Source organism: Bradyrhizobium sp. B039 (genome assembly GCF_038965675.1).
GTDB classification, from domain to species: Bacteria; Pseudomonadota; Alphaproteobacteria; order Rhizobiales; family Xanthobacteraceae; genus Bradyrhizobium; species Bradyrhizobium diazoefficiens.
The window spans coordinates 3454027-3473916 of sequence record NZ_CP152416.1; the positions used below are offsets into that span (position 1 = coordinate 3454027).

20 protein-coding genes are annotated in these 19890 nt (G+C 63.6%); 15 read left to right on the forward strand and 5 right to left on the reverse strand.

All coding sequences use genetic code 11. The annotated features are described in order from the left end of the window. The first annotated feature begins 12 nt into the window (after positions 1-12). From AAFG50_RS16080 to fabI, 11 genes are all read left to right on the forward strand, one after another. The gene (locus AAFG50_RS16080) at positions 13-783 is read left to right on the forward strand and encodes an SDR family NAD(P)-dependent oxidoreductase (protein ID WP_028171978.1); all 771 of its coding nucleotides are present in this window, start codon (positions 13-15) and stop codon (positions 781-783) included. Positions 784-822: 39 nt separating this feature from the next. After that, positions 823-1848 (forward strand): acyl-CoA dehydrogenase family protein, encoded by a 1026-nt coding sequence (locus AAFG50_RS16085; RefSeq protein WP_231166678.1) that lies wholly within the window; start codon positions 823-825, stop codon positions 1846-1848. A gap of 11 nt (positions 1849-1859) precedes the next feature. After that, the gene (locus AAFG50_RS16090) at positions 1860-2633 is read left to right on the forward strand and encodes a glucose 1-dehydrogenase (RefSeq protein WP_011086235.1); all 774 of its coding nucleotides are present in this window, start codon (positions 1860-1862) and stop codon (positions 2631-2633) included. 13 nt (positions 2634-2646) lie between these two features. Further along, entirely contained in the window at positions 2647-3462 is an 816-nt protein-coding gene (locus AAFG50_RS16095) for a carboxymuconolactone decarboxylase family protein (RefSeq protein WP_028171977.1), read from the forward strand. Beyond that, positions 3459-3926, forward strand: coding sequence for a tripartite tricarboxylate transporter TctB family protein (locus tag AAFG50_RS16100; protein ID WP_028171976.1), 468 nt, complete (start codon positions 3459-3461; stop codon positions 3924-3926). The genes AAFG50_RS16095 and AAFG50_RS16100 overlap by 4 nt, the downstream gene beginning before the upstream one ends. Before the next feature lie 12 nt (positions 3927-3938). Continuing rightward, positions 3939-5438, forward strand: coding sequence for a tripartite tricarboxylate transporter permease (locus tag AAFG50_RS16105; protein WP_304552270.1), 1500 nt, complete (start codon positions 3939-3941; stop codon positions 5436-5438). A 152-nt stretch (positions 5439-5590) separates the two neighbouring features. Further along, positions 5591-6682, forward strand: a complete 1092-nt coding sequence (locus AAFG50_RS16110) for an AI-2E family transporter (RefSeq protein WP_028171974.1) — start codon at positions 5591-5593, stop codon at positions 6680-6682. Positions 6683-6746: 64 nt separating this feature from the next. After that, positions 6747-8966, forward strand: a complete 2220-nt coding sequence (locus AAFG50_RS16115) for a TerB family tellurite resistance protein (protein WP_028171973.1) — start codon at positions 6747-6749, stop codon at positions 8964-8966. 29 nt (positions 8967-8995) lie between these two features. Continuing rightward, positions 8996-9958: a phosphate acetyltransferase gene (locus AAFG50_RS16120; protein ID WP_028171972.1), complete on the forward strand. Its 963-nt coding sequence runs from the start codon at positions 8996-8998 to the stop codon at positions 9956-9958. A 5-nt stretch (positions 9959-9963) separates the two neighbouring features. Then, positions 9964-11178: an acetate kinase gene (locus AAFG50_RS16125; protein ID WP_028171971.1), complete on the forward strand. Its 1215-nt coding sequence runs from the start codon at positions 9964-9966 to the stop codon at positions 11176-11178. Then, positions 11175-11963, forward strand: a complete 789-nt coding sequence (gene fabI / locus AAFG50_RS16130) for an enoyl-ACP reductase FabI (RefSeq protein WP_028171970.1) — start codon at positions 11175-11177, stop codon at positions 11961-11963. Before AAFG50_RS16125 ends, fabI begins: the two co-directional genes overlap by 4 nt. Positions 11964-11992: 29 nt before the next feature. Here fabI and AAFG50_RS16135 read toward each other — a convergent pair whose 3' ends face one another. The 5 genes from AAFG50_RS16135 to AAFG50_RS16155 all read right to left on the reverse strand — a co-directional run bounded on the left by AAFG50_RS16135 (position 11993) and on the right by AAFG50_RS16155 (position 15398). Then, a complete protein-coding gene (locus AAFG50_RS16135) occupies positions 11993-12451 on the reverse strand; it encodes a MaoC family dehydratase (protein ID WP_011086244.1) in 459 nt (152 codons plus the stop codon). 13 nt (positions 12452-12464) lie between these two features. Next, a complete protein-coding gene (locus tag AAFG50_RS16140) occupies positions 12465-13115 on the reverse strand; it encodes a 3-oxoacid CoA-transferase subunit B (protein ID WP_028171969.1) in 651 nt (216 codons plus the stop codon). 3 nt (positions 13116-13118) lie between these two features. Further along, positions 13119-13772 carry a CoA transferase subunit A gene (locus AAFG50_RS16145; protein ID WP_011086246.1) on the reverse strand — a complete coding sequence of 218 codons (654 nt, stop codon included), beginning with the start codon at positions 13770-13772 and terminating at the stop codon, positions 13119-13121. A 112-nt stretch (positions 13773-13884) separates the two neighbouring features. Beyond that, positions 13885-14475 carry a hypothetical protein gene (locus tag AAFG50_RS16150; protein ID WP_028171968.1) on the reverse strand — a complete coding sequence of 197 codons (591 nt, stop codon included), beginning with the start codon at positions 14473-14475 and terminating at the stop codon, positions 13885-13887. After that, complete coding sequence (locus AAFG50_RS16155; RefSeq protein ID WP_028171967.1) at positions 14472-15398, reverse strand: alpha/beta hydrolase; 927 nt, start codon at positions 15396-15398, stop codon at positions 14472-14474. The genes AAFG50_RS16150 and AAFG50_RS16155 overlap by 4 nt, the downstream gene beginning before the upstream one ends. Before the next feature lie 130 nt (positions 15399-15528). On the opposite strand from AAFG50_RS16155, the gene AAFG50_RS16160 reads away from it, so the two are divergent. Genes AAFG50_RS16160 through AAFG50_RS16175 form a run of 4 tightly spaced genes read left to right on the forward strand, consistent with a single transcriptional unit; the run spans position 15529 to position 19780 of the window. Then, the gene (locus tag AAFG50_RS16160) at positions 15529-18036 is read left to right on the forward strand and encodes an alpha/beta hydrolase (protein ID WP_028171966.1); all 2508 of its coding nucleotides are present in this window, start codon (positions 15529-15531) and stop codon (positions 18034-18036) included. A 9-nt stretch (positions 18037-18045) separates the two neighbouring features. Continuing rightward, entirely contained in the window at positions 18046-18909 is an 864-nt protein-coding gene (locus tag AAFG50_RS16165; protein WP_028171965.1) for an alpha/beta hydrolase, read from the forward strand. A 17-nt stretch (positions 18910-18926) separates the two neighbouring features. After that, positions 18927-19277, forward strand: coding sequence for a phasin (locus tag AAFG50_RS16170; protein ID WP_011086248.1), 351 nt, complete (start codon positions 18927-18929; stop codon positions 19275-19277). Positions 19278-19336: 59 nt separating this feature from the next. Continuing rightward, positions 19337-19780 (forward strand): potassium channel family protein, encoded by a 444-nt coding sequence (locus AAFG50_RS16175; RefSeq protein ID WP_011086249.1) that lies wholly within the window; start codon positions 19337-19339, stop codon positions 19778-19780. The last annotated feature ends 110 nt before the right edge of the window (positions 19781-19890 follow it).

A 19890-nucleotide genomic window follows, 5' to 3' on the forward strand; every position in this document is an offset into this window, starting at 1 on the left:
AGGGAGCCGGTGATGTCCGACGGACGGGGGCAGGCGGGCTTGTTGAAGGATCGTCTCGTCGTGGTGACGGGAGCGGGCCAAGGGATCGGGCGCGCCATCGCGTTGGGCGCGGCCGCTGCCGGGGCAAGGGTCGTCGTGACCGATCTGGGGCAGGACCGGGCAGACTCCGTTGCACGCGAGATCCGGGACGGAGGCAAGGAGGCAATCGGCTGTTCGCTCGACGTGACTGATGCTTTGGCCTGCGGCGAGGTGGCCAGGCGGGTCGATGAGGAGCTTGGCCTCGCCGACGTCGTCGTCAACAACGCCGGGATCATCATCCGCGAGCCGATCGACAGCCCGCGCGCTCACGAGAATTGGCGGCAGGTGTTCGATGTCAACGTCAACGGCACCTTCAACGTGGTTCATGCGTTCATTCCCGCGCTACGCAAATCGCGGGGAACCATCATCAACGTTGCCTCCGTCGCGGCCTTCGGTAGCATGGGTGGTACGGTTGGCTATTCATCGTCCAAGGGGGCGGTGAGGCTGTTCACGCAGGCGCTTGCCCGCGATCTCGCGCCCGATGGCATCCGGGTCAACGCCGTCGCGCCCGGCATCATCGCGACCGAAATGAGCGAGAGCACCCGTGGGAATCCGGCGCGGCTGTCCGGCCTGATGGCGCGCACGCCGTTGAAGCGCGTGGGACAGCCCGAAGAGATCGCAGCGCCGGTGATCTTTCTCGCCTCGGCGATGGCGTCCTATGTCAACGGCGTCATCCTGCCCGTCGACGGCGGGTATCTCGCCTAGTGAGCAATTGTAGTCGCGCAGTTTTCGAAGAGGACAGTGATGATCATGGCCGAAGGACTTCAGCCCGACGAGTTCGCCGCAACCGCGGCACGCGCCGTGACCGCATGTGCAGGCCTGGCTGTTCGCGAACAGGCGCAAAATCTCGCCGGTGACGGTCTGCTCGGCGTCATCGCGGATGAGGAGGTCGGGGGGCTGGCCCTGCCGCTCGGCTTTGCGGTGCCGGTGATCGCGGCCGCTCATGCGGGATTGCTCGGATTTCCGCTCCTGGAGACCATCCTCGTCGGTCGCCTGCTGCAGTCGTCGCTGACGCGTCTTGCCGCCGCGATCGTTTCCGGCGAGAAATTGGCAACGATCGCCTGGCAGGGTGAGGCCCTCGCCGAACGGGAAGGGGGGTTGCAGGTGCTGAGCGGCACGGTCGCGCGCGCGGCCTGCGCGGCGAAGGTCGACTACATCCTGGTACGGATGAACGCGGGCACCGCTGCATTGATCCCGACCGATGCCGAAGGCGTTGTGGTGGAGGAAGCGGCCGGCCTCGATCTGACCGTGCCGGAGCACGTGGTGCGGCTCCAGAAAGTTGAAGTCCCGATCGGCTCCGTCCTGCCGGCTGGCACATGGGATTTGCTCAACTCGGACGCCAACGTGCTCCGCGCCGCCGCTATCCTGGGATCCGCCGAAGCATGCCTGGCGCTCGCGCAGGAACATGCGTCGACGCGCCGCCAGTTCGGCCACGCCCTGTCCTACAATCAGGCCATCCGGCATGCCTTGGCGCGCCAGAAGCTCGGGCTCGAAAGCATCCGTCACGCGATCACGCGCTGCCTGTCCGAGGGGGGCGGTCCGGTCCAGCGTGATGCGGCGTTCCTGGCCGCGGCGACCTATGGCAGCTCGATCAGCGAGGGCGCGCTACAGATTCACGGCGGCATGGGCTTCACATGGGATGTGCCGGTGCATCGCCATCTGCGCCGCATCCGTACGCTTCAGGCCCAGGGCGATGCCAGCGGCCTGATCAGCACGTTCGGCCGCCGTTACGTATCGGAAGTTGCACCGTTCGCCGAGGCGGAAGCATGAAGGAGACGACCATGACCGAGACCAGGGATCAGACGCTCGCGGGGCGCGTCGCACTTGTCACCGGCGCCGGAAACGGCATCGGCCGTGCGACTGCGCTTCGGCTCGCCGGACGCGGTGCGATCGTCGGTGTCAACGACCTGAAGCCGGAATTCGTCGATGGCACGGTGGATGCGATCAAGGCGGCCGGCGGCAAGGCCGTAGCCGTCACGCAGGACGTGTCGAGCCGCGACGGCATGCGGCAGGCGGTGCTTGGATTGGCGGAGCAGCAGGGGCGTTTCGACATCCTCGTCAACAACGCGGCCTGGGTCCGCTATCAGTCGGTCGCGGACATCGCGCCGGAGACTGTCGAACGCATGCTCAACATCGGTTTCAAGGCGGTGATGTGGGGTATCCAGGCCGCCGCCGAGGTCATGGATGCGGAACGCGGCGGCGCGATCGTCAACGTCGCTTCGGTGGCCGGCCTGATCTCGGCGAAGAACAGCATCGTCTACAGCGGCATCAAGGCGGGCGTCATGGGCATCACGCGCGCTGCCGCAGCCGAGCTCGGTGCGCGCAACATCCGCGTCAACGCCGTGGCGCCCTCGGCGATTCCGACCGAAGGAACGATGCGCAATCGTAACGCCGAACTCGATGCACGCCGCGTCGCGAGAACGCCGCTGGGGCGGCTCGGCACGGTCGACGATATCGCCAAGGCCATCTGCTTCCTCGCCGGTGACGAGAGCGGCTTCATCTCGGCGCAGGTGCTCACCGTCGACGGCGGCATCACCCTGACGAACATTGCCTGACGGGACCATTACGATGTCCGATCTGACGCCGGAACAGCAGGTTCTGAAAGATGCCTACGTCAAGGCGCGGGGCTATTGGCGGCCCTGGACGGAGGGGCTGCTGCGGCTCGATCCGGCGTTTCTCGACGCATACGGAAAATATGCGGGTTATGCCGCAGAGAAGGGACCGCTGTCGCCCAAGATGCGCGAGCTGATCTACGTCGCGCTCGACGGATCGGCGACGCACCTGTTCCGATCCGGCCTCGCGCTGCATCTTCGCCTTGCACTTCAGGAGGGGGCGTCGGCGCGGGAGATCATCGACGTGTTTCGCCTCGCGACGGTTCAGGGGCTCGATGGCTGCAATCTCGGCATCGGCATCCTAGCCGAGGAATTGGCGAGCGCGGGGCTTCAGGTCGGTCATCCCGAACTGACGCATGAGCAGACGGCGCTGCGGGATGCCTATGTGGCGCAATTCGGGGATTGGCCCGATTTCTGCGAGCAATGGCTGCGGGGCGATCCCAGCTATTTCGCCGTCTTGCTGGATCTCCTCGCGGGCGGGCAGGCCGGGGATGGTCTCGACCAGCGCTCGCAATGTCTGATCTCGCTCGCATTGAACGCATGCTTCACGGCACTCAATCCGCATGGACTGCGGGTGCAGATCAGGCGGGCTTTGCGGCTCGGCATCGGCCAGCGGGAGATCCTTCAGGTTCTCCAGATGACTGCACATCTTGGCGTCCATGCCTGCGCGATCGGCGTACCGGTTCTGGTGGAAGCCCTCGACGAGCGCTCCTCGAAGGCAGGTGCGGGCGAGGAGAGCAAGGGACCGGGAGAGGGAGGAGGACGGAAGTGAAGGGATCGGCGATCCGTAACCACAGGGCGTTCGCGTCCGGCGCTCTGTTCCTCGCATTTGCAGTCTTCTTCTTCGTGGCGGCGCTGAACTATCCCGCGGGGACAGCCGCGCGAATGGGGCCGGGTTATTTTCCGCGCCTGCTCGCAATCGTGCTCGCGGCCATCGGTCTGGTCGTGATCCTCAGTGCCATGAAGCCGACCGCGGACGGGCAGGCGCTGCGCAATTGGGATCTCAAGGGGCTCGCCTGGATCACCGGATCCGTGATCCTGTTCGGCGCCTTGCTGTTTCCGCTCGGTCTGGTCGGTGCCCTGTTCGTCCTGATCATGGTGTCGAGCCGGGCCAGCCCCGAGTTCACCTGGATGGGCGCGCTGGCGAACGCTGCGGTGCTCATCGCGCTGTGTCTGGCCGTATTCGTCTACGGTCTCGGGCTGCAACTGCCCGTCTGGCCGTCTCTCCTCAACTGAACGAGCCGATCGATGGATCTCTTCCATAATCTGGCGATTGGCTTTGCGACGGCAGCCCAGCCCGCCAACCTGCTCTATGCCTTCCTCGGCTGCCTGCTCGGTACCTTGATCGGCGTGCTTCCCGGCCTCGGCCCGCTCGCGACCATCGCTATGCTGCTGCCGATCACCTATGCGCTGCAACCGGACGCCGCGCTGATCATGCTCGCCGGGATCTATTACGGCGCGCAGTATGGCGGCTCGACCACGGCGATCGTGGTCAATCTGCCTGGGGAGTCTTCGTCGGTCGTGACCACGATCGACGGCTACCAGATGGCGAAGCAGGGGCGCGCCGGCGTGGCGCTCGCGACCGCTGCCATAGGCTCGTTCTTCGCCGGATGCGTCGCGACGCTCGCCTTGGCGGCCCTTGCGGGCCCGCTGACCGCGACCGCCTTGCTGTTCGGCCCGAAGGAATTCTTCGCGCTCATGATCCTGGGGCTGATCCTCGCCTCGGTGCTGTCGAGCGGGCCGTTCATCGAGGGCATCGGCATGGTCGTGCTCGGCATGCTCTTGAGTCTCGTCGGCACCGACCTGAACAGCGGCAGCCAGCGTTTCGCCTTCGGCGTTCCCCAGCTCTTCGACGGTCTCGATTTCGTGCCGCTGGCGATGGGCATCTTCGGCTTCGCCGAGATCGTCAAGAATCTCGAGCAGGACGACAAGCTGTCGCTGGTCACCCAGAAGATCACCAATCTGTTTCCGACCCGCGACGACTTCCGTCGGATGGTGCCGGCGATGCTGCGCGGCACGGCGCTGGGCACGCTGCTGGGAGTCCTGCCCGGCGGCGGCGCCGTGCTCTCGTCCTTCGCATCCTATACGCTGGAGAAGAAGCTGTCGCGACATCCCGAGCAGTTCGGCAAGGGCGCCATCGAGGGCGTTGCAGGCCCGGAGTCCGCGAACAACGCCGGCGCCCAGACCTCGTTCATTCCGCTGCTGACGCTCGGGGTTCCCTCCAATGTCGTGATGGCCCTGATGGTGGGCGCCATGAACATTCACAACATCCACCCGGGTCCGGAGGTGATGACGAAGAATCCGACCCTGTTTTGGGGCCTGATCGTCTCGATGTGGGTCGGCAATCTGATGCTGCTGATCCTCAATCTTCCGCTCGTCGGGCTGTGGGTGAAGCTGCTCACCATTCCCTACCGCTATCTGTTTCCCGCGATCATGGTGTTCTGCTCGATCGGCGTCTATTCCATCAACAGCGGAACGTTCGAGGTCTACGAGGCGGCCGTGTTCTGTGTGTTCGGCTACGTTCTGATCAAGCTGCAACTTCCGGCGGCGCCGCTGCTGTTGGGCCTGGTTCTGGGTCCGGCCATCGAGGAGAATTTCCGCCGCGCCATGGTGCTCTCGCGCGGCGACGCCACCGTGCTGCTGACTTCGCCGCTCTCGGCGAGCCTGCTGGCCGCGGCCGCCATCGCGATCCTCCTGATCATGTTGCCGACGATCCGGGCGCGGCGAGAGGAAGCGCTCCAGGATTGATACACCGCGATTCCCATGCAGGCAGGTTCGCCCTGATCATGCCCGACGTCAGCCGATCAGATCGCCGTATCCGCTCGGGTACTTGATCCAGATCAAGATCGCAACGCTAAAGCGCCGACTACGCTGCCTTTGGACTAGATCTGGACACGGCCTTGAAGACACTTCGCCAGCTTCTCACCGGAGAGGACGTGATCCAGCTCGTGATCAGGCTCGGATTGCTCGCTCTGTTGATCTTCTGGACTTTGTATCTGATCCGCCCGTTCGTTACGATTCTGGTCTGGGCCCTCGTGCTCGCAGTTGCGTTCAATCCGATCTTCCTCGTGCTCGCCAAAATCCTGGGAGGCAGGGCGAAACTCGCGGCGGGGCTTCTCACCGCGATTAATCTCGCCATTGTCATCGGGCCGGCGGCTTGGCTAGGTCTCGGTGCGGTGGACGGGATCAGGGACTTCGCCGGTGAGCTGGCCGCGGGCGATCTGGTCATCCCTTCACCGCCCGCAGCGATCAAGACCTGGCCGCTGATCGGAACGCCGCTCTACGAGTTCTGGGATCAAGCCTCGACCAATCTCCGTTCGGTCGTGCAACGGATTGCGCCGTATCTGAAGCCGTTCGCGGGTACGCTCCTTGGCATCGCGGGCGATGCCGGTGTGGGCACCATCAAGTTCCTGCTGTCAGTCGTCGTCGCCGGCTGCCTGTTTCCCTATGGACCGCAGCTCGTGGCGGCGGGCAGGAGCTTCCTGTCGCGGATCGTGCCCGAGCAGAGCGAGCACTTCCTGGATCTCGCGGGCGCGACAATCCGTGCGGTAGCCCAAGGTGTGATCGGCATCGCCGTCGTTCAGGCGCTGCTAGCCGGTATCGGCTTCAAGTTGGCGGGCATTCCGATCGCCGGCTTGCTTGCGCTCCTGGTGCTGTTGCTCTCCATCGTGCAGATCGGCGGAGCCATCATCATGCTCCCCGTGATGATCTGGATCTGGACCGACAAGGATGTCACTGTCGCAGTGCTGCTGACATTGTTCCTCGGAATCGTCAGCATTCTCGACAACATACTGAAACCGTTGGTGATGGGACGCGGCCTGACGACGCCGGCGCTCGTCATCCTGATCGGCGTGATCGGCGGAACGCTGGGCCACGGAATAGTCGGCCTTTTCATCGGACCTATTGTCCTGTCGGTGGCTTGGGAGCTCACCGTGGCCTGGATCAGGACCGATCGCGCCAGCGCGGCGTCGCAGGCGACCATCGACCGTTGACCTAAATCAATGTCGGACGCCTCGGAGCGCCTTGGATGTCGTCGCGCGACGACGAGGTCGGAACATGTCAATGGAAAATCCCAACCTGCCGGGCGGCCCCTTGTCCGGACTTGTCGCTTCGGCCGTGGAATACATGGTCGACGCGAGCCAGCGGAGTGTGCTGTTCCTGGACATCATGCGCCAGCGCGGCGATCAATACCGGGAGCACGTTGCACAGACGGCGCCGCATGTCCTGCAATACGCTGCGGAACTGATTATGGACGGCCGCAAGCTGGACGAGCCGGTCAACTACGCGCTGGTCCGTATCATCCCGCCCAAGGACGTGGAGATTGATCTCAAGCGACGGCCGTTTGTCGTGATCGATCCGCGCGCGGGCCATGGCCCGGGCATCGGTGGCTTCAAGGCAGATAGCGAGATCGGCGTCGCGATGAAGGCCGGGCATCCCTGTTACTTCATCGGCTTCCTGCCGGAGCCGATGCCCGGTCAGACCATCGAACGCATCGCGCGCGCCGAAGCCATTTTCATCGAAAAGGTCATCAGCCGTCATCCAGACGCGGACGGAAAGCCTTGCGTGATCGGCAATTGTCAGGCCGGCTGGGCCGTCATGATCCTGGCGTCACTGCGGCCGGAACTGTTCGGGCCGCTGATCATCGCGGGGGCGCCGCTTGCCTATTGGGCGGGCGTGCACGGCAAGTATCCGATGCGTTATTCCGGCGGCCTTTTGGGTGGAAGCTGGCTCACCGCGCTGACCAGCGATCTCGGCGCCGGAAAGTTCGACGGTGCTTGGCTGGTGCAGAACTTCGAGAACCAGAATCCATCGAACACCCTGTGGACCAAGCAGTACAACGTCTATTCCAAGGTCGATACCGAGGCGAACCGCTATCTCGAGTTCGAGCGATGGTGGGGCGGGCATGTCAACCTGAATGCCGAGGAAATCCAGTTCATCGTCGACGAGCTCTTCATCGGCAACAATCTCGCCGCCGGCAAGATCGAGATGTCCGACGGCCGCAGGGTGGATTTGCGCAATATTCAGTCGCCGATCGTGGTGTTCTGCTCGGAGGGCGACAACGTCACGCCGCCGCAACAGGCGCTGGACTGGATTCTGGATTGCTATGCGGACGTCGATGAGATCAGGGCCTATGGGCAGACGATCGTCTATACCGTCCACAAGAGCATTGGGCATCTCGGTATCTTCGTGTCCGGCGGCGTCGCCAAGAAAGAGCACGCTGAGTTCTCGAGTAACATCGACCTGATCGACGTGCTGCCGCCGGGGCTCTATGAGGCGACATTCGAGGCCAAGGGCGAGGAGACAACGAGTTCCGATCTCGTGGTCGGCCAGTGGGTGATGCGCTGCGAGGCGCGGACGCTCGACGACATCCGCGCCATGGGTGGCAATTCGCCCGAGGACGAGCGGCGCTTCGCTGCCGCCAAACGCGTCTCGGAGCTTAACCTTGCCGCCTACCAGAAGTTCGTGCAGCCCTGGATCAAGACGCTGGTCACGCCGCAGATGGCAGAGACGATGCGCAACCTGCATCCCCTGCGGCTGCAGTACGAGGCGCTCAGCAGCCAAAATCCGTGGATGACGGCGGTGAAGTCGGCCGCGGAGGACATCGAGGACAATCGCAGGCCGGTCGCCCAAGACAATCCGTTCCTTGCGTTTCAGGAGCAGATGTCCAAGCAGATCGTTCACGCACTCGACAGCTGGCGTGACGCACAGGAGGCATTGAGCGAAGCGATCTTTCTCAACCTCTATGGCTCGCCGGCGGTGCAGACTGCGCTCGGGGTCGATCCGAAGTCCGAGCCGTCGCGCCGGCGCGAAATGTCAGCCGAGCATCGCGCCATGCTGGAGAAGCGGGTCGCGCAGCTGAAATCCGGGATCGGCGAGGGCGGCCTGCGCGAGGCGGCCATTCGCAGTCTGCTTTACATCGGGTCGGCGCGGGGAATGGTTGACGAGCGTAGCATTGAGGCGCTGCGCCGGATCCGTCGCGACTACAGTGGACAGCGAATGACGCTTCCGGAGTTCAAGATGCTGGTCCGCGAGCAGTTCTTCATGCTGCTGATCGATCGGGAAGGTGCCTTGGCAGCCATTCAGAAGCTGTTGCCCGAGGATGTCAACCAGCGGCGTGCGGCCTTCGCGGCGATACGCGAGGTGCTCTCCGCAAGCGGCGAGATCACGGGGGAACGCGCAAGTCGCCTGCGGCGCGTCGCCACGTTGTTCGGCGTCGATACAGGTGAAGGGGAATCGAACGTCGCCCCTTTCGATCCAAAGGCGAAGGCATCGTAGGTCTGTCTGGAGGGATTGGGAGCGACATCATGTCAACCGAAGGAAGGCAAACGCAGTCTCCCAGCAAGTATGACCGGTTGATTGCGGCAGCAAAGGCGGTGCCGCCGGTTCCGACTATCGTGGTGCATCCTTGCGATGAAACCTCGCTGCGCGGCGCCGTTGAGAGTGCTGAGGCCGGCATCATCCGGCCGATTCTGGTCGGGCCCGCGAGCAAGATCGGCGATCTCGCGCGCAGGTGTGGCCTCGACATCTCCGGCTTCGAGATCGTCAACGCCGCACATAGCGAAGAGGCAGCCGTCAAAGGTGTCGAGCTGATCCACGCAGCCAAGGGCGAAATGCTCATGAAGGGCAGTCTTCACACCGACGAGTTGATGCGCGCGGTGACCGCAAAAGTCGGCGGCCTGCGCACCGAACGCCGTATCAGCCATGTGTTCGTGATGGACGTGCCCGCCTATGCCGAAACCCTGCTTGTGACGGATGCCGCGATCAACATCTTTCCCGATCTCGACGCCAAGCGCGACATCATCCAGAACGCCATCGATCTCTACAACGAGGCCGGATTCGGCAAGACGCCGCGGGTGGCAATCCTTTCGGCGGTGGAGACCGTGACGTCCAAGATTCCCTCGACGATCGAGGCGGCCGCGCTCTGCAAGATGGCTGATCGCGGGCAGATCACCGGCGGCGTGCTCGACGGCCCGCTCGCGTTCGACAATGCCATTGATCCCGAAGCCGCGCGCATCAAGGGCATCAAGTCCGAGGTCGCCGGCCGGGCTCAGATCCTCGTCGTTCCCGACCTCGAATCGGGCAATATGCTGGCAAAAAATCTGGCCTACTTTGCCAAGGCCGACGGCGCCGGCATCGTGCTCGGCGCCCGGGTGCCCGTCGTGCTGACGTCACGGGCGGACTCGCCGCGGGCGCGCATGGCATCCTGCGCGGTGGCGTCGCTCTATGCCAATGCCCGGCGTCAACACGCCCCGACAGTTGCTGCGTGACCATCATGGATACGATCCTCGTCGTCAACGCGGGCTCCTCGAGCGTCAAGTTCCAGGTCTTTTCGGTCGAGGGAGAGGGCAGGCTGCGGCGGCAGCTCAAGGGCCAGATGGACGGCATCGGCAGCCGCCCACGGTTGAGGGCGAGCGGCGCGAATGGCGATCCGCTCGCCGACCGCGCCTACCCGATCGAGACGGTCCCCGATGTTCCGGCCGCGATGGGCGTCGCCGGGGAATGGTTGCGGGACGAGCTTCGTATTCACCCCATCGCCGTCGGACATCGTGTCGTGCATGGCGGTCCCGAGTATGACCGGCCGGTGCTGATCGACCACGGCGTCGTCGCCCGCCTGGAGCGGTTCGTCAGCCTCGCACCGCTGCATCAACCGCACAACCTGTCGCCGATCCGCTCGATCCTCGCGGGCTTCCCGACCTTGCCGCAGGTCGCTTGCTTCGACACCGCCTTTCACCGCACGCATAGTGCAGTTGCAGATCACTATGCGATCCCGCATCAGCTTCACGCCGAGGGCGTGCGGCGCTACGGTTTTCACGGGCTGTCCTACGAATACATCGCGAAGACCCTGCCGCAGACCGCGCCCGGCGTTGCGAAGGGCAGGGTGATCGTCGCCCATCTCGGTAGCGGCGCCTCGATGTGCGCGCTGAAGGGAGGACAGAGCGTCGAAAGTACCATGGGCTTCACGGCGCTGGACGGGCTTCCGATGGGAACGCGCCCCGGCCAGATCGATCCCGGGGTCGTGCTCTATCTGATCTCGGAAAGGGGGATGTCGGCATCGAACGTGCAGAACTTCCTCTATCGCGACTGTGGACTGAAGGGGCTGTCCGGCGTCAGCAACGATATGCGGGAGCTCGAGGCCAGCCAGGATGCCAAGGCGAAACTGGCGATCGACTATTTCGTGTATCGGATCGGCCTCAACGCCGGCATGCTTGCTGCTGCGTTGCAGGGCCTGGATGCCTTCGTTTTCACCGCCGGCATCGGCGAGAATTCCGCGAGCATACGCGCCCGCGTGGCCGAGCAGCTCGGTTGGTTCGGTGTCAAGCTGGATCCGACCGAGAATTCCCGCAACGCGCGGCTGATATCGCGTCCCGACAGTCTCATTCCCGTCTATGTCGTGCCGACCGACGAGGAACTGATGATCGCACAGCACACGCTGGCGCTGCTGGTCAACGCGCCATCGACCAACCCCAAACAAGAGAGGGTGTCATGATTCCCGTGTTCCCGGATACCAAGGTTGCCCTGAAGGGGAAAAAAGGCCTCATCGTCGGTGTCGCCAACGACCAGTCCATCGCCTGGGGATGCGCCAGGGCGTTTCGTGGGCTCGGGGCTGAACTCGCCGTCACCTATCTGAACGACCGCGCCAGAAGGCACGTCGAACCGCTCGCGCAGGCGCTGGAAGCGCCGATCTTCATGCCGCTCGACGTCATGGTGGAGGGGCAGACCGAGGCGGTGTTCGAGCGGATCGGGAGGGAATGGGGCCAGCTCGATTTCCTGCTGCACTCGATCGCCTTCTCGCCGAAGGAGGCGCTGCACGGCCGCGTGGTGGATGTCGGCCGCGACGGATTCCTGAAGACGATGGACGTCTCCTGCTGGTCGTTCCTGCGCATGGCGCATCTCGCCGAGCCGCTGATGAAGAACGGCGGCACGATGTTCACCATGACGTACTATGGCAGCCAGATGGTCGTGGAGAACTACAACATCATGGGCGTGGCCAAGGCGGCGCTTGAAGCAGCCGTTCGCTATGCCGCCGCCGAATTGGGGCCGAAGGGCATCCGCGTGCACGCGATCTCGCCGGGACCGCTCGCCACCCGCGCGGCGTCGGGCATCCCGGAGTTCGACGAGCTGATGGACAAGGCTCAATCGAAGGCGCCGGCGCGCAGCCTCGTCAGCATCGACGATGTCGGCAATGCCACGGCGTTTCTGGCACTCGACGGCGCCAAGCTGATCACCGGTGGCGTGCTCTATATCGACGGTGGATATCACATCATTGACTGAACGAAAACGACGGGCGCCTCGTACGCCGCTCAGCGATAGTGCAGTGCGATCAGCTCGGCGACGCAGGCCGGCTTCTTGCCGCCTTCGATCTCGATCACGAGATGGTAGTTCACGCGCAGGCCGTCGGGTGGAACGTCCTCGGCCTCGGCGACGGTGACACGACCGCGCAGCTTCGAGCCCGCTGGCACCGGTGCCAGATATCTTATCCGGTCTGCGCCGTAATTCAGGGTGTTGCGTAGGCCCTTGAGGCCCATCACCGATCGAATGAAGAGCGGTGCAAGTGCAAGCGACAACAGGCCGTGGGCGATGGTGGTGCCGCCGGGCGATTCCTTCCTGGCGCGCTCCTGATCGACATGGATCCACTGCTGGTCGCAGGTCGCCTCGGCAAACTGGTTGATGCGATCCTGCGTCACCTCGACCCAGTCGCTGACGCCGATCTCGGTGCCGACGGCAGATTTGATTTCGCTGAAGTCGCTGAATATCCGCATGTCGGTCACCTGCTCAGATCTTCATTTCCGGGATCTTGTCGTGTACGACAAGTTCGGCGTCCGTCACCGCCATGACCTCGCCGACACTGATGCCGGGCGCGGTCTCCAGCAGGGTGGCCCTGCCGTCGGGGAACGCGATCACCGCCATGTCGGTCACGACCAGGTGCACCGGTCGCGCCGATGTCAGGGGCAGAGAGCATTTGGCGACGATCTTGGACTTGCCCTTTGCCGCGTGCTGCATGGCGACGATGACCCGCCTGGCGCCGCTGACGAGATCCATGGCCCCGCCCATGCCCGGCACCATCTTGCCGGGGATCATCCAGTTGGCGAGATGGCCCTGCGCATCGACTTGCAGGCCGCCAAGGACGGTGACGTCGACATGGCCGCCGCGGATCAACCCGAACGACATCGCGCTGTCGAACGTGCTGGCACCTGGCAGCGCACTGATCGGGCGCCCGCCCGCGTCCGTCAGCAGGGGATGGCTCAACCCCTGCTCGGGGATTGGTCCGGTGCCGATCAAACCGTTTTCCGACTGAAAGAACACCTTGAGATCAGGCGAAACGTAGTTGGCGACCAGCGTTGGGATGCCGATCCCCAGATTCACGAGGTCGCCGGAATGAAGCTCCTGCGCGACGCGCCGGGCGATGATCTCCTGTGCGTCCATGTTTCACCCGTTCGGGTTCGTAATGAGGTAGTCGACGAGCGGCGCCGGTGTCAGCACGTGGTCGGGTGCGATGACGCCGACGGGCACGATGTGCTCCGCTGTCACGATCACGGTGTCGGCCGCCATCGCCATGACCGGATTGAAGTTGCGTGCCGTGAGCGCGTAGGAGAGGTTGCCGAGATAGTCGGCGAGGAAAGCGTGGACCAGAGCGAACTGCGCCCGCAGTGCGGTCTCGAGCAGGAACGGCCTGCCGTCGATCTCGATCTGGCGCTTGCCTTCGGCGACCAGGGTGCCCACACCTGTCGGTGTGAGCACGCCGCCGAGGCCGCACCCGCCTGCGCGAATGCGCTCGGCGAAGGTGCCTTGCGGGATGAGATCGACGGCGATCTGATTGGCCAGCATTTGCTGCTGCGCCTTCGGATTGAGGCCAATATGGGTCGCAATGAGGCGCGAGACGAGAGCCGCGTCGAACAGCTTGCCGACACCTTTTCCGGGCGTCGCCGCGTCGTTGCTGATAACCGAGAGACCGGTCTTGTGTTGTCGCACAACCTCGTCGAGCAGGCGCTCCGGCGTTCCGACGCCCATGAAGCCGCCGACCATGATGCTCGCACCGGACGGGATCATCGCAACGGCTTCTTCGACGGAAACGGCCCTCATGATGGGAACTCCAGTCAGCAAAGGCGATCAAACGAAGGCGACGGTGAGACGATGTTGGCGCGCGGTCGGCGCACTCCTTTGATCTGCGTCAAGGCTTCTCATCGTCCCCACGTCAGGTGGTGATGCCGATGCTCTCAAGGACTTCCGCCCATAGTCTTCGGACTTCCGCGTGGCGCCGCTCAAGCGCCGTGTTGACGGCGTCTCGAAACGGCACGAGGCTCTCGCCTTTCAGGAAGAGAATTTGCGCCTGCAACAGCCGGCCGCTCTCGAATTCGATGCGGCGCAATGCCGACACGAAGGGATCGTCGGCATTGGCGCCTAGCGGCAGCAGGGCCGCCGGGCGGATTCCTGCGTGAACGGCGTGGGCCAGCGTCGCAAGATCGATCGGTAGGGCCAAAGGTAGATTGGTTATCCCCTCGATCGGCTTGGGAAACCAGGCCGTTTCCCAGGAGGCCGCCATGTAGCCCAAGGCGATGTCGGGCACCCAGGAGGCCGTGCGCTGCAGGAGCGAGACTATCTCGGACTCCCGATAGAATTGCGCGTTCAACTCGGTCTGCCAGGCAGCCTCGATGCGCATGGGCAAGGCCATTGCGAACTGCCGCGCCAAGGCGCCGTGCGCCGAGATCAGGAATGCGGCTACGCGTGTCTGCTGGTGCGACGGCACGCGGCCTTCGGAATCGAGCGGTCCGAGAAATCTGCTCATGGCGGCGCTGCCCGAACCGGGATGGCCCGCAAATGATCATAGCCGGCGGGAAATGGCGTGAGCTCGCCGCCGGCTTCCTCCGGCGCAATCCAGACGGCCTTGTTGCCCTGCCAGCGTCCGACCAGCACGTCGTCCGCAAAGCGCGCGAGTAGGTCGGCGGTGAGCGCGCCCTTCTCGAGCGTGAAGGCATGATAGGCCTTGGGAATGATCACGAGCGAACTATCCGGGATTTCGGCGCGCAGAGTCTCGTGCAAGGCCCGCGGCGTCAGGAAGTCGAACTCGCCGTTCAGGATCATTGTCGGCACGGCGATCGAGGACAGGCGCGGCGTCAATGGCTGGAAATCGAGGAACGATTCCATCAGGTTCTGAAGCGCGTACAGGTCGTTGACCAGCCAGCCCTGCCGCTTGACGCTGTCGAGCTTGTCGAGCAGCGGCTTCAGCCAGTGATCGGACAGGTTCATCGGCAGCAGGAGATCCTGGAGATAGCCGGTGCCGCCGAGGATCAGCCCGGTTCGCAGCGCATTGCCGAGCAGAAGGAGCTGCGGCGACAGCTCCGCAAAGCAGCTCATCGGCGCAAGGCCGGAGAGACGTTCGCCGTGCTCGATGGCGTAGCGCAGCGCAATCAGCCCGCCGAAGCTGATGCCGCTGAGGAAAATGGGGCCGTCGCCGAGCTCGCCGATCAACAGGTGGAGCGCGGTTACCTGGTCGTCCTGGCTGATGAAAAGGGCCGGCTTGTCGGAGGCGCCCTGGCCGAGCAGATCGAAAGTCGCGACGCGGAAGCGGCGCGCCACCAAGGCCTCACGATAGGCATTCCAAAGCTCGGCATATTGCGTGAGCCCGTTGACCAGCACATAGACCGGCGCGCCAGCGGGTCCGTCGAGCTCGTAGCGGATCCGGTACGGACCGTGGGTGAGGAAGGGCATTTGCGCGAGCTGGCTGGTAATTCGGTGCGCAGATATCCTCCGCCGGAGTTTCGGAATTCCGTTGAGTTATATCAATGGATGCGTCGCCCCTGCTCCTAGCGTTCGATCAAAATCACCGGAGGAACGCGCCATGATCGGCCGATACGCCATTCGGCGATACGTCATCAGCCTGCTCTTGCTGCTGATCGGCACCTCGCTCGCGGTTGCACAACCCTTCACTCGCCGCTCCTCGCAAGTGAAGCATGACGAGTTGAAAAAGACGTACGAGATCGCCAACTTCCGTCTTGGCGGCAAGTACGACCTCAACAATCCCTCCAAATGGGAGAATGGCGGGGAGGGCGGCGTCACCCTGGAATCACTCGGTGCCGGCAAGCTGCGTACCGCCTATATCGCGATCGGCAATGCGCGGCGCAACGCCGCCGGCGAGATCACCAACGCGGTCGTGATCAATTCCTACTATTCTGGTGATTCCACCGACATGTACGAGCAGTGGGTCGTCGGTGCTCCGCTGTCCGGCAGCGTGCCGATCATCGGTCCGAGCCGGCCAATCGATACCGACAAGTACTACGTCATCATGGTCGATCCGCTGGGCACTTGGGGTGCCAGCAAGCCGTCGGACGGCCTCGGCATCAAGTTTCCTCAGTACAGCTACTACGACATGGTCCAGGCCAACTACCGCCTGCTGCGCGACGGGCTGAAGGTTGCGCGTGTGGCACTTGTCGCCGGCGTCTCGATGGGCGGCACGCAGACCTATGTCTGGGGCGTGATGCATCCGGAATATGTGAGCGCCTTGATGCCGATCGGCGGCACCACGCAGTCGGACGGCGATGACCCCGTCGGCAACTGGACGTTCCAGATGATGACGGCTGCGATCGAGTCCGATCCCGTCTGGCAGGCGACCAAGGGCGACTACTACAAGCAGCCCAAGGAGAAGCATCCGGTGCCGGGCGTTGCCTTCGGCTGGTCGATTCTGGGCATGACGGGCTACGACTTTTCCTATCGTACGACCCAGAACTGGGCCGCAGTGCAGCCTGAGATCTTCTACTGGGATTCCCCGAACGAGAAAGCCGGTTTGAACGTCGTCAATCGCGCCAAGCTCTATGACGCCGTCGACCTCGTCTGGCGCAACCGGGTCGGCGAGACCCACAACATCAATCCCTATCTCGGCCGCATCCAGGCGCGCACGCTGGTGATGCACATCACCAACGATCTCTGGCTGAACTTCAAGCTGGCGCAGAAGGCCGTCGATCGCGTGCCCGGCGCGGACCTGATCGCCCAGGAGAGTCCGGTCGCACACTACGGGGTGTTCCCGATCATCAACCAGCGCAAGAACGATCCGAAGTTCGTCGCCTTCATGGACGACGTCGCGGCGCTCGATCGCGCGCAAAAATTCGTTGACAAGAACTATCGCGTACCCGGCGTTGCAGAGAAAATCGATCCGAACAAATCCTTCTGGAAGGATTTTGTGACCTATCCCTACCCGGTCAAATACGCCAATGCCAAGGACGCGCGCGGCACCACCTGGCAGATCGGCTACATGGATGAGTATGCCGGCACCGACAGGGATCCGAAGGTGCTCGTCATCATCCACGGCAAGGGTGCGTTCGGTGGGCACTACGGCAACGTTATGCAGTATGCCCTGCGCAGCGGCCTGCGCGTGATCGTGCCTGACCTGCCGCACTACGGCATGTCCGGTCCCGGCAATCTCGACAAAAGTCCGGCACGCACCATGCAGGACATGCGCGAGGTGATCTATGACCTCGTGGTCAATCAGCTTGGCGTCAAGAAGGCCTATTATCACGGCCACTCACTCGGCGGTCAGTTCGTGGTGGGTTATGCCCTGACCTGGCCCGACGCGGTGCAAGGCCTCGCGCTCGAGGCGCCGTCAGGCCTCGAGGAATATCCGCGCGAGATCACCATCGCCAAGGACAAGAAGGCGCCGCTGTTCGAGCAGGGCCTCGGCCGCGACTTCGACAAGTGGAAGGAGGTCTGGGACCAGACCGGTATCCTGGCCGCGGAGAAGGCCCGCAGCGAGCAGAACATCCGCGACTTCTTCTACTTCAAGAAGCGTGACGCTGACACCGGTGCGGTGTCGGCGGCCAAGAGCGGCTATTTCTTCAGCGACAGTGAATACGCCCGCTTACACACCGAGCAGCGCGTCGGGCTCACCAAGGGCAATCCGAAGGAGCTCGATCAGTGGTGCAACATCTTCATCTTCGACATCTACACGATCGGGGCGGAACTGCAGCAGAATGACCCGAAGAACCTGTACGAGCGCGTCACCCAGATCAAGGCGCCGATCTTCCTGGCGTTCGGCGATAAGGAGCCGTTTATCCCGACGCCCGCATTCAACGGGCTGACGGATCTCGGACGCGACGTCATCACGCCGTTCATGACGCGTATGACCAACGCCGGCAACCGGCCCATGCTCAAGATCTATCCGGAGACCGGACACTTCATCCATACGGACAATCCGGTGGAATACTCCGCTGACGTCGTGGACTTCGTCACCAAGGGAACGGTCGACACCTCATCGCCGCTCGGCACCGATCGCATGATCAAGGGCGCCGTGGCATCGGCCATCCCGGTCGCCCCGACGCCGCCGGGTGCGGCGCCGACGGCCGGTCTCAACAAGTAGGGTCGGTTCATGCCGAGGGTGCGCGCGGGCGACGTCGAGCTGGGCTGGCGGGAGTGGGGACGAGGCGACGTCACCGTCGTCTTCGTCCACGGCAATCTTGCCAGCAAGGACTGGATCGAACTCGCCGCACCAATGTTTCCGAGCGGGCTGCGGGTGATCGGGATCGACTGGCGCGGCTGCGGCGAAAGCGATCGGCCAAAGCCCGCCGCCGACTATTCCAACTATTCGATGCAGCAGCATGCGCACGACATGTTGACGGCACTCGATGCGCTGGACATCGGATTTTGCCATCTGGCAACCCACTCCACCGGTGGCATCATCGCCGCCCGTATGCTGTTGATGCAGCCGCAACGGTTCGGGCGGGTGTTTGCGCTCGATCCGGTGACGCCGCTTGGCATGTCCTTCAATGACGACCAGATCGGCCTCTTCCGGGCGATGATGGCAAGCAAGGAGCTGACGCGGACCGTGATGGCGACAGCCGCGTCCTCGCTGTTCGTGCCGGATAGCATGGCCCCGAACGCAATCCCGCGCTTCCGTGAAGGGCTCGGCGAAATCGAGGCGCTGTTCAACCGGATCATCGAGCAGACCCTTGGCGTCTCCGAAGGCATCTGGATCGGAACGCCGGTCAATCTCACCCGGGAGCGGGAGAGCAGGGAATTGGAGCGCCGTATGTCGGAGATCCGGCATCCGCATCTGGTGCTGTGGGGGGAAAGGGACGGTTGGATCCCGCCCGCCGACCTGCGCGCCATGGCCGAGGCGATGCCGGATTGCCGGCTCGTGGTCGTCCCAAACATCGGACATTCGATGAACCTGGAAGTGCCGGCCCTCTACGCCGGCTATTTCGGCGCCTGGTTCGGGGGGCTCGCGGCATAATCAGAGGGAGTAACGTCATGGCAGAGATCAATCCATCCGCCGAGAACATCCGCGGGATGCTCACCGAAGCGCTTGTGCGGTTGCGAAAGGCCAATGCGGAGTATTTTGAGCTGCTGGAGCGGGGGCTCAGTTCCTCGCCGCTACCGATCGCGGACCAGGCCAAGCAGTTTTGCAGTTTCATGCAGCGCAACGCCAGCGCGACGTTCGACTTTGGCGACAAGCTCGTTCAAGCCAAGGACGTTCAGGACGCGCTCAAGCTTCAGTCCGAATTCTTTCAGGGGCAGATGCAGGCCTTGACCGATCAGGCCAGGAGCATGGGCGAGTCGGCCATGAAGGCGGCGACGGGCGCGTTCACGCCCAAAAACTGAATGGACTGAACCCAGGCGTGAGGCGATGAACAGCCGTCCGCCTTGCCCATGCGAGCACAATGGCGCTTCAATTCATCGTCGGCGCGATCGTCAGCGTCATCAACATCATGATCCACGCCCTGGTGACGGTGGGAGCCATCGGCATCGCCCGCACAGCCGGGCTGCGGCATGATGCGTGGCCCCGGCTGCATCTGATGGCCGTCATGGTCGCAACAGCGTCGGCGCTGATGGTGGCGCATACGATGGAGGTTCTGGTCTGGGCGCTGGCCTATGCCTTGGTCGGTGCCGCGCCTGCCGGCAGCGACCTGATCTATTTCGCCTTCGTCAACTACACCACGCTGGGCTACGGCGACATCACGCCCATACAGGCGTGGCGGCTGACGGGTCCGATGACCGCGATGAACGGCATCTTGATGTTCGGCTGGTCGACCGCAGTCCTGTTCGAGGTCTTGCGCAAGACGCTCGACGATCTCGGAGTGACGAGGCTGCCGGACGGCAGGTGATCTGATGCTGACGAATGGCAGTTCCATGGATCGACTGCAACATTGGCGCTAGCCAGTGTGGTGTGCAGCTTTTACCGCTTGCCGACAAGGCCACTCTGCGGCAGCCAAGA